Below are 5,632 nucleotides of genomic sequence, written 5' to 3'. Positions count from 1 at the left end.
CCGGCGCCGGACTACGGACCGTGCCGCCCGCGCGTGCTCACCAGCACATCACCGCCGTCTGACCCGCCCCCCAGACGGAGTAGACGCGGACGCGGACGAAGTAGCGGCGGCCCCGGACGAGCCGTACCCGCAACCGGGCGTTGTCCGGGGTGCCGCCGTCATCGTGGCCGGCGAGGAAACGCGGCTCCCCGTCCCGCTCCTCGAAGACCACGAGCACGGTGTCGGCGTCGCCGAAGGTCCCCACGGTGTAGTCGCGGGTCCCCGTCGGCTCGACGACGAAGTCCGCCTGCTCGCCCGGACCCAGGCCCAGCGGTACCGAACAAAACGGCACCAGCGGGTCGGGTCCGGGCGCGGTACCCGGGTACCAGCGCAGGACGAACTCCCGGTCACGGTCCGAGGGCCGCTCGGCCGGACGCAGCCCCCCGCGGTACTGCTCCGGCTCCAGCACGAGCCCCGGACCGAACGGCAGGGCCATCACCGAGCGCGGGTCCCACACCGCGCCCCTGGACTCCCCGGCGTCCAGCGCCCGCAGGACGTTGGTGTACGCCGTCTCCCGGCTCCAGTGGTTCGGCGGGCCCGCCAACTCCGCGTAGACGGCCTCGTCGTCCCAGTGCAGCCCGGCGCAGGGGTTCTGGTGCTCGTGCACCAGGCCCAGCGCGTGCCCGATCTCGTGCAGGACCGTGCCGCGCTCCCCCTGCGCGGTCACGTCCCAGCCGAGATTCATGGTGCGCTCGCCCCGGCCGACGGCGAGGGCCTCGCGGCCCACCGCCGACCAGGAACCCCCGCCGGACTGGAACCCGATCCGCAGCTCGGCCTCCCCCCGGTCGCCGACCTCCGCGAAGGCGACCCCGATGCCGAGCGCCTCCCACTGCGCGAAGCACTCGCGGACCACGTCCAGCTGCTCCTTGCCGCCCGCCCACGCCACCCGGCGCAGCTCCCCGGTCCCGGGGACCGGGATCACCGAGGCGTCGTGGTCGGTGTCGAGGAAGCAGTAGTGCAGGACCGTGCCGTTGACCCACATGCGCCGCCCGGCGAGCAGCGCGGCCTGCCGCTCGGCGGTCAGCCCCGGTCCGAAGGACGGGGCCGGCTGCCGTGATAGCGAGCACAGGCGTCGGGTCATGCGGCCAGCGTGCCCGTCCCGCGCTGACCGGCGCCTGAGTCGAAGGCTACTCAAGTCGCCCTGTATCAAACCTGAGTACGCGTGCTCTGATTGGTGTGAGGACTTACGAACAGGACGCGAAGACTCTCGAACTGCCCTGGCCGTTCACCGGCCGGGAGGACGAACTGGAGCTGGTGCGGGGGGCGATGGCCGCGGGCCGGCGGGGCATCGTGGTGACCGGCCCGGCCGGGCGCGGCAAGACCCGGCTGATCACGGAGGCGGTCCGGGGCACGGACCACGTCCGGGTGACCGGCACGCCCGAGGCCCGCCATCTGCCCCTCGCGGCGTTCGCGCACCTGCCGGCCGTCACCGGCTCGCTGCCCGGCGCGGTGCGGGCCCTGTCCGGCGTCCGGCTCCTGGTCGTGGACGACGCCCATCTGCTGGACGAGGACTCCGCCGCGCTGGTCCACCAGCTGGCCGCGAACGGGCGCACCCGGCTGATCGTGGCCGCGTGCGACGAGGCGTCGGCGCCCGGCGCGGTGTCCCGGCTGTGGACCGGTGAGCTGCTGCCCCGGCTGGCCCTCGCCCCGCTGCCCGAGGAGGACACCGCCGCCCTCCTCGGCGCGGCCGGGTTCGAGGCGCTCACCGTGCGGCGGCTGCACCGGCTGTGCCGGGGCGATCTGCGGCTGCTGCGCTCCCTGGTGGCCGCGCTCGTGGCCGGGGAGGACCTGGTCGCCGTCCCCGGCACCGGTGAGCGCGCCTGGCGCGGGCCGCTGCCCGTCACCCCGGCCGTCCGCGACCGGCTCGCGCCGGTGCTGGAGCGCGCCGCGCCCGGGGGGCGCGAGATCCTGGAACGCCTCGCCTTCGCCGAGCCGGCCCGGCTGCCGCTGTACGACCTCGACCTCGATGTCCTCGAAGGGCTGGAGGCGGCCGGTCTGATCGCCGTGGACGACGCCGGCGGGGTCGCGCTCACCGACCCGCTGCACGGACCGGCGCTGCGGACGGTGACCGGGCGGCTGCGGGCACGGAGGCTGAGCCGGGCCGGAGCGGACCGCGGTGCCGCCCTCGCCGCCGAACAGCGGTTGCTGGACGGGCGGTTGGCCCAGCTGGACGTACGGCCGGTGGCGACGCCGGTGGGGGACTGGGCGGTGGCCGAGGGGGAACCGGTACCGGCCGGGTACGCGGCGGTGCGGGCCCGGTTCGCCCGGCTGGGGGGCGCGGTGCGGGACGCCGCCGCATGGGCGCGGGAGGGACTGCGGTGGGCGCCGGGGGACGCCGGGTGCGCGGCGGAACTCGCCCTGGCGCAGGCCGAGTCGGACGAATCGGGGCAGGGCCTCGCCGAGGGCGACGCGTACGCGCGCTACGGGGCCGTACGCGCCGGGGAGCCCGCCCGCGCGCTGCCCGCGGGCAGTGTGCTCGCCCGGCACGCCGAGGCGCTGGCGCGCCGGGACGGGGAGGCGCTGGACCGTGCCGCGACCGCCCTGGCGGAGCGCGGGTTCCTGCTGTTCGCGGCGGAGGCCCACGCCCAGGCCGTACGCGTCCACCGCGACCCCCGGGCCGGGCGCCGCTCCCGCACCCGGGCGCTCGCCCTCGCCCGCCGCTGCCAGGGCGCCCGCACCCCGGCACTGGCCGGTCTGGTCCTCGGCGAACTCACCGCACGGCAACGGCAGATCGTGGCCCTGGCGGCGGCGGGCCTGAGCAACAAGGAGATCGCCGAGCGGCTGACGCTGTCCGTGCGCACGGTCGGCAACCACCTGTACAGCGCGTACACCAGGCTGGGCACGGGGGACCGGGGCGCGCTGCCCTGGCTGCTGGAGAGGTCGGCCTAAAGGGTGTTGCAGAAGGCCGTGGTCAAGCAGCCCGAAGCGGTGCTCTGGGCTTGACGGTCATGCGGCGAGGGCGAGGTTGTGCATCCCGGCTACCGCCTGGACCGCGTGATGGAGGCCGTCGCCGCGCTGCCGGCAGTTGCGGAGGATCTTGTAGTTCTTCGTGCGGGAGAAGACGTGCTCGACGCGTGCGCGGACTTTGCGGTGGGCGGTGTTGTCCTCTTCTTCGTCTTTCAGCAGTGCTCGTCCGGGGCGTTTGCGATGTGGGACGACCAGACCGGTGTTGATGTAGGCGCCGTCGCCGAGCACAGTCACGCCGCGGCAGTGCTCGGCCAGACCGGAGCTCCGCCATGCCCTGGCATCCGCGGTACTGCCAGGCACAGGCCGGGCGGCTGCCACCACGAGGCGGGTCTCCGCGTCGATGATGACCTGCACGTTCGCCGAGAACCGGTAGTTGCGGGAGGAGGCGCCCACGCCGCGGTCGCGGACCGGGATGCCGTCCACGATCCAAATCCGGTCCGGAGCATCGGCCGCGCGGGAGACCGGCTCGAGCGCGAGCAGCGGTCCCAGCCGCTGGATCACACGGCAGGCCATGGAGGAGGAGACGCCGAACAACGGGCCCAACTGCCGCATGGTCAGGTCCGTGCGGTAATACACCGCGACCATCAGGACCCGCTCGCCCAGCGGCAACGACCACGGCCAACCCCGCAAAGTGCCGTTGCCGCCCCGCTCCCGCACCACCTTCAACAAACTCGAAAACCGCGTCATCCGCAGCCCGGTGAACGTCTCCACCCACACTCGTTCAACACGTAACACCGCAGCCATGCCTAGGAGATTCCCAGCTCACGGCCTTGTGCAACACCCTTTAGAGAGGGTTGCAGAAGGTCGGTGGTGGACAGGGTTGAGTGACAGCTGACCTGCTGCTTTCACCCTGTCAGTGCGAGGTTGTGCATAGTGGCGACGGCCTGGACGGCGTGGTGGAGGCCGTCGGCCCTTTGGCGGCAGTCGCGGAGGATCTTCCAGTTCTTCATCCGGGCGAAGCTGTGCTCGACACGGGCCCGGACGCGCCGGTGTTCGGCGTTGTCTTCCTCCTGGCCGCGCAGGAGGGGGCGTCCGGCTCGTCTGCGGTGCGGGACGATCAGCCCGGTGCCCAGGTATGCGCCGCCCGCGATCACCGTCGTGCCCGCCGCCACGGCGGGCAGATCTGACTCGCGCCAGACGTGTGCGTCTGCCTTGTTGCCGGGAGCCGGCCGGGCTGAGGCCACCACCAGGCGGGTGTCGGCGTCGATGACGACCTGCACGTTCGCCGAGAACCGGTAGTTGCGGGAGGAGGCTGCGACCTTACGGTCACGGACCGGGATCAGGGTGCCGTCCACGATCCATGACCGGTCGGTGCCCGGCACCGGCCGGGGCGCCGGCTCCAGCGCGAGCAGGGGTTGTAGGCGCTGGATGACCCGGCAGACACGGCTACCACCAGCACCCGCTCGGCCGGCGGAAGACACCACGGCTGGCCACCACCGGGGCCGATGCCGCCCCGCTCCCGCACCTCTCGAAGCAGCTTCTCAAGACGCCCCATCCGCAACCCGGTGAACGTCTCCACCCGCACCGGCTCAGCCCTCAACACCCCACCCATACAGGGAAAATGCCCGCCATCAAATCTTCTGCAACACTCTTTACGAGTTGGTGCGTGATAGCGGGTGAGGGTCATCGCAGGTGGATGGCATGATCTCGCCGAGGCGATCACGGCCAATCGGACGGTGCTGGCGCACTGTCTGTTCACGGGGCTCTCTCGGCATCATCTTGCTTGCCTGGACGATGAGTTGGCCGCGCCGTGGCAGGCCGGGGTCGAGGATCGTCGCCATGCTGCGCGAGGAGGGGCCAGGAAGCGGGCCGAAGGTGCCGGCGCCCGTCATCAGCTCGTGTTCGTCGATCGGCTGGTGGCCACGCTGATTCATCTGCGACACGACTTGCCGCACTCGGTGCTGGGGCTGCTGTTCGGCGTCGACCGGTCGACTGTCACCCGGGCGATCGCAGAGGTGCGCACGCTTCTGGCGGAGCGGGGGTGCGCGGTTCCCGACCGCCTCGGCCTGCGGCTCCGAACGCTGACGGACGTCTTTGCCTATGCCCGGGCCGAAGGCGTCGAGCTGCGCCTGGATGCCACCGAGATCCAGGTCCGCAGGCCACCGGCCGGCCGCGGCGGTCGCCGTGCGTTCGTCTCGGGCAAGAAGAAGCAGAACACCATGAAGGCCACCGTCGTCGCCGACGATCAAGGCCGCACGTTATGGGCCGATGCCCTGCGACCGCGGCTCATACACGACGCCACGGCCGCCCGCAACGAAGGTATCGCCGTCTGCTTCCAGCACTTCCCCGACGTCGAGGTCCTCCTGGACGACGGCTACCTCGGCCTGAGCCGCGACCACCGCGGACAAGCGATCACACCACCCAGAAAACCCCGCCCCGGTGCACTGCCCGGCAGAGTCGAACAGTGGGAACGCGACCGCCACGGCCACTCATCCGACCGCATCACCGTCGAACACGCCCTCGCCGACCACAAACGCTGGAAGCAACTGACCCGCTGGACACACCGCCGCGACCGCCTGCCCGACGCTTACCGCGCCATCGCCGGCCTCGTCTCCGACCGCACGGCCAACATCTGAAGACGGCTGCAAGCAAGGCAAACACACCCCACCCGCTATCACGCACCAAC

Annotated in this window: 4 protein-coding genes and 1 pseudogene; 2 read left to right on the top strand and 3 right to left on the bottom strand. The window is 72.4% G+C overall.

Features of this window, described 5'->3' with window-relative positions:
* Positions 1-37 precede the first annotated feature (37 nt).
* Positions 38-1,120 carry a beta-glucuronidase AbsR1 gene (gene absR1, locus CCN72_RS31375; RefSeq protein WP_086811500.1) on the bottom strand — a complete coding sequence of 361 codons (1,083 nt, stop codon included), beginning with the start codon at positions 1,118-1,120 and terminating at the stop codon, positions 38-40.
* A gap of 95 nt (positions 1,121-1,215) precedes the next feature.
* On the opposite strand from absR1, the gene CCN72_RS31370 reads away from it, so the two are divergent.
* A complete protein-coding gene (locus CCN72_RS31370) occupies positions 1,216-2,928 on the top strand; it encodes a LuxR family transcriptional regulator AbsR2 (RefSeq protein ID WP_086811498.1) in 1,713 nt (570 codons plus the stop codon).
* 57 nt (positions 2,929-2,985) lie between these two features.
* Here CCN72_RS31370 and CCN72_RS31365 read toward each other — a convergent pair whose 3' ends face one another.
* On the bottom strand, positions 2,986-3,750 hold the full coding sequence (locus tag CCN72_RS31365; RefSeq protein ID WP_086811496.1) for a transposase family protein: 765 nt from the start codon (positions 3,748-3,750) through the stop codon (positions 2,986-2,988).
* Between the two features lie 101 nt (positions 3,751-3,851).
* A pseudogene (locus tag CCN72_RS31360) lies at positions 3,852-4,558 on the bottom strand (transposase family protein).
* A gap of 64 nt (positions 4,559-4,622) precedes the next feature.
* Here CCN72_RS31360 and CCN72_RS31355 point away from each other — a divergent pair.
* Positions 4,623-5,582, top strand: coding sequence for a transposase (locus tag CCN72_RS31355; RefSeq protein WP_244174570.1), 960 nt, complete (start codon positions 4,623-4,625; stop codon positions 5,580-5,582).
* The last annotated feature ends 50 nt before the right edge of the window (positions 5,583-5,632 follow it).

It is taken from the genome of Streptomyces murinus, from assembly GCF_002154555.1.
Lineage (GTDB): Bacteria > Actinomycetota > Actinomycetes > Streptomycetales > Streptomycetaceae > Streptomyces > Streptomyces murinus.
Note: the sequence above shows the minus strand (reverse complement) of the source record. Positions and strands in the feature narration are given on the sequence as shown.

Excerpts from the sequence above, each read along its gene's own strand:
- absR1 (WP_086811500.1), bottom strand. The coding sequence starts at position 1,120 with ATGACCCGACGCCTGTGCTCGCTATCACGGCAGCCGGCCCCGTCCTTC.
- CCN72_RS31365 (WP_086811496.1), bottom strand. The coding sequence starts at position 3,750 with ATGGCTGCGGTGTTACGTGTTGAACGAGTGTGGGTGGAGACGTTCACC.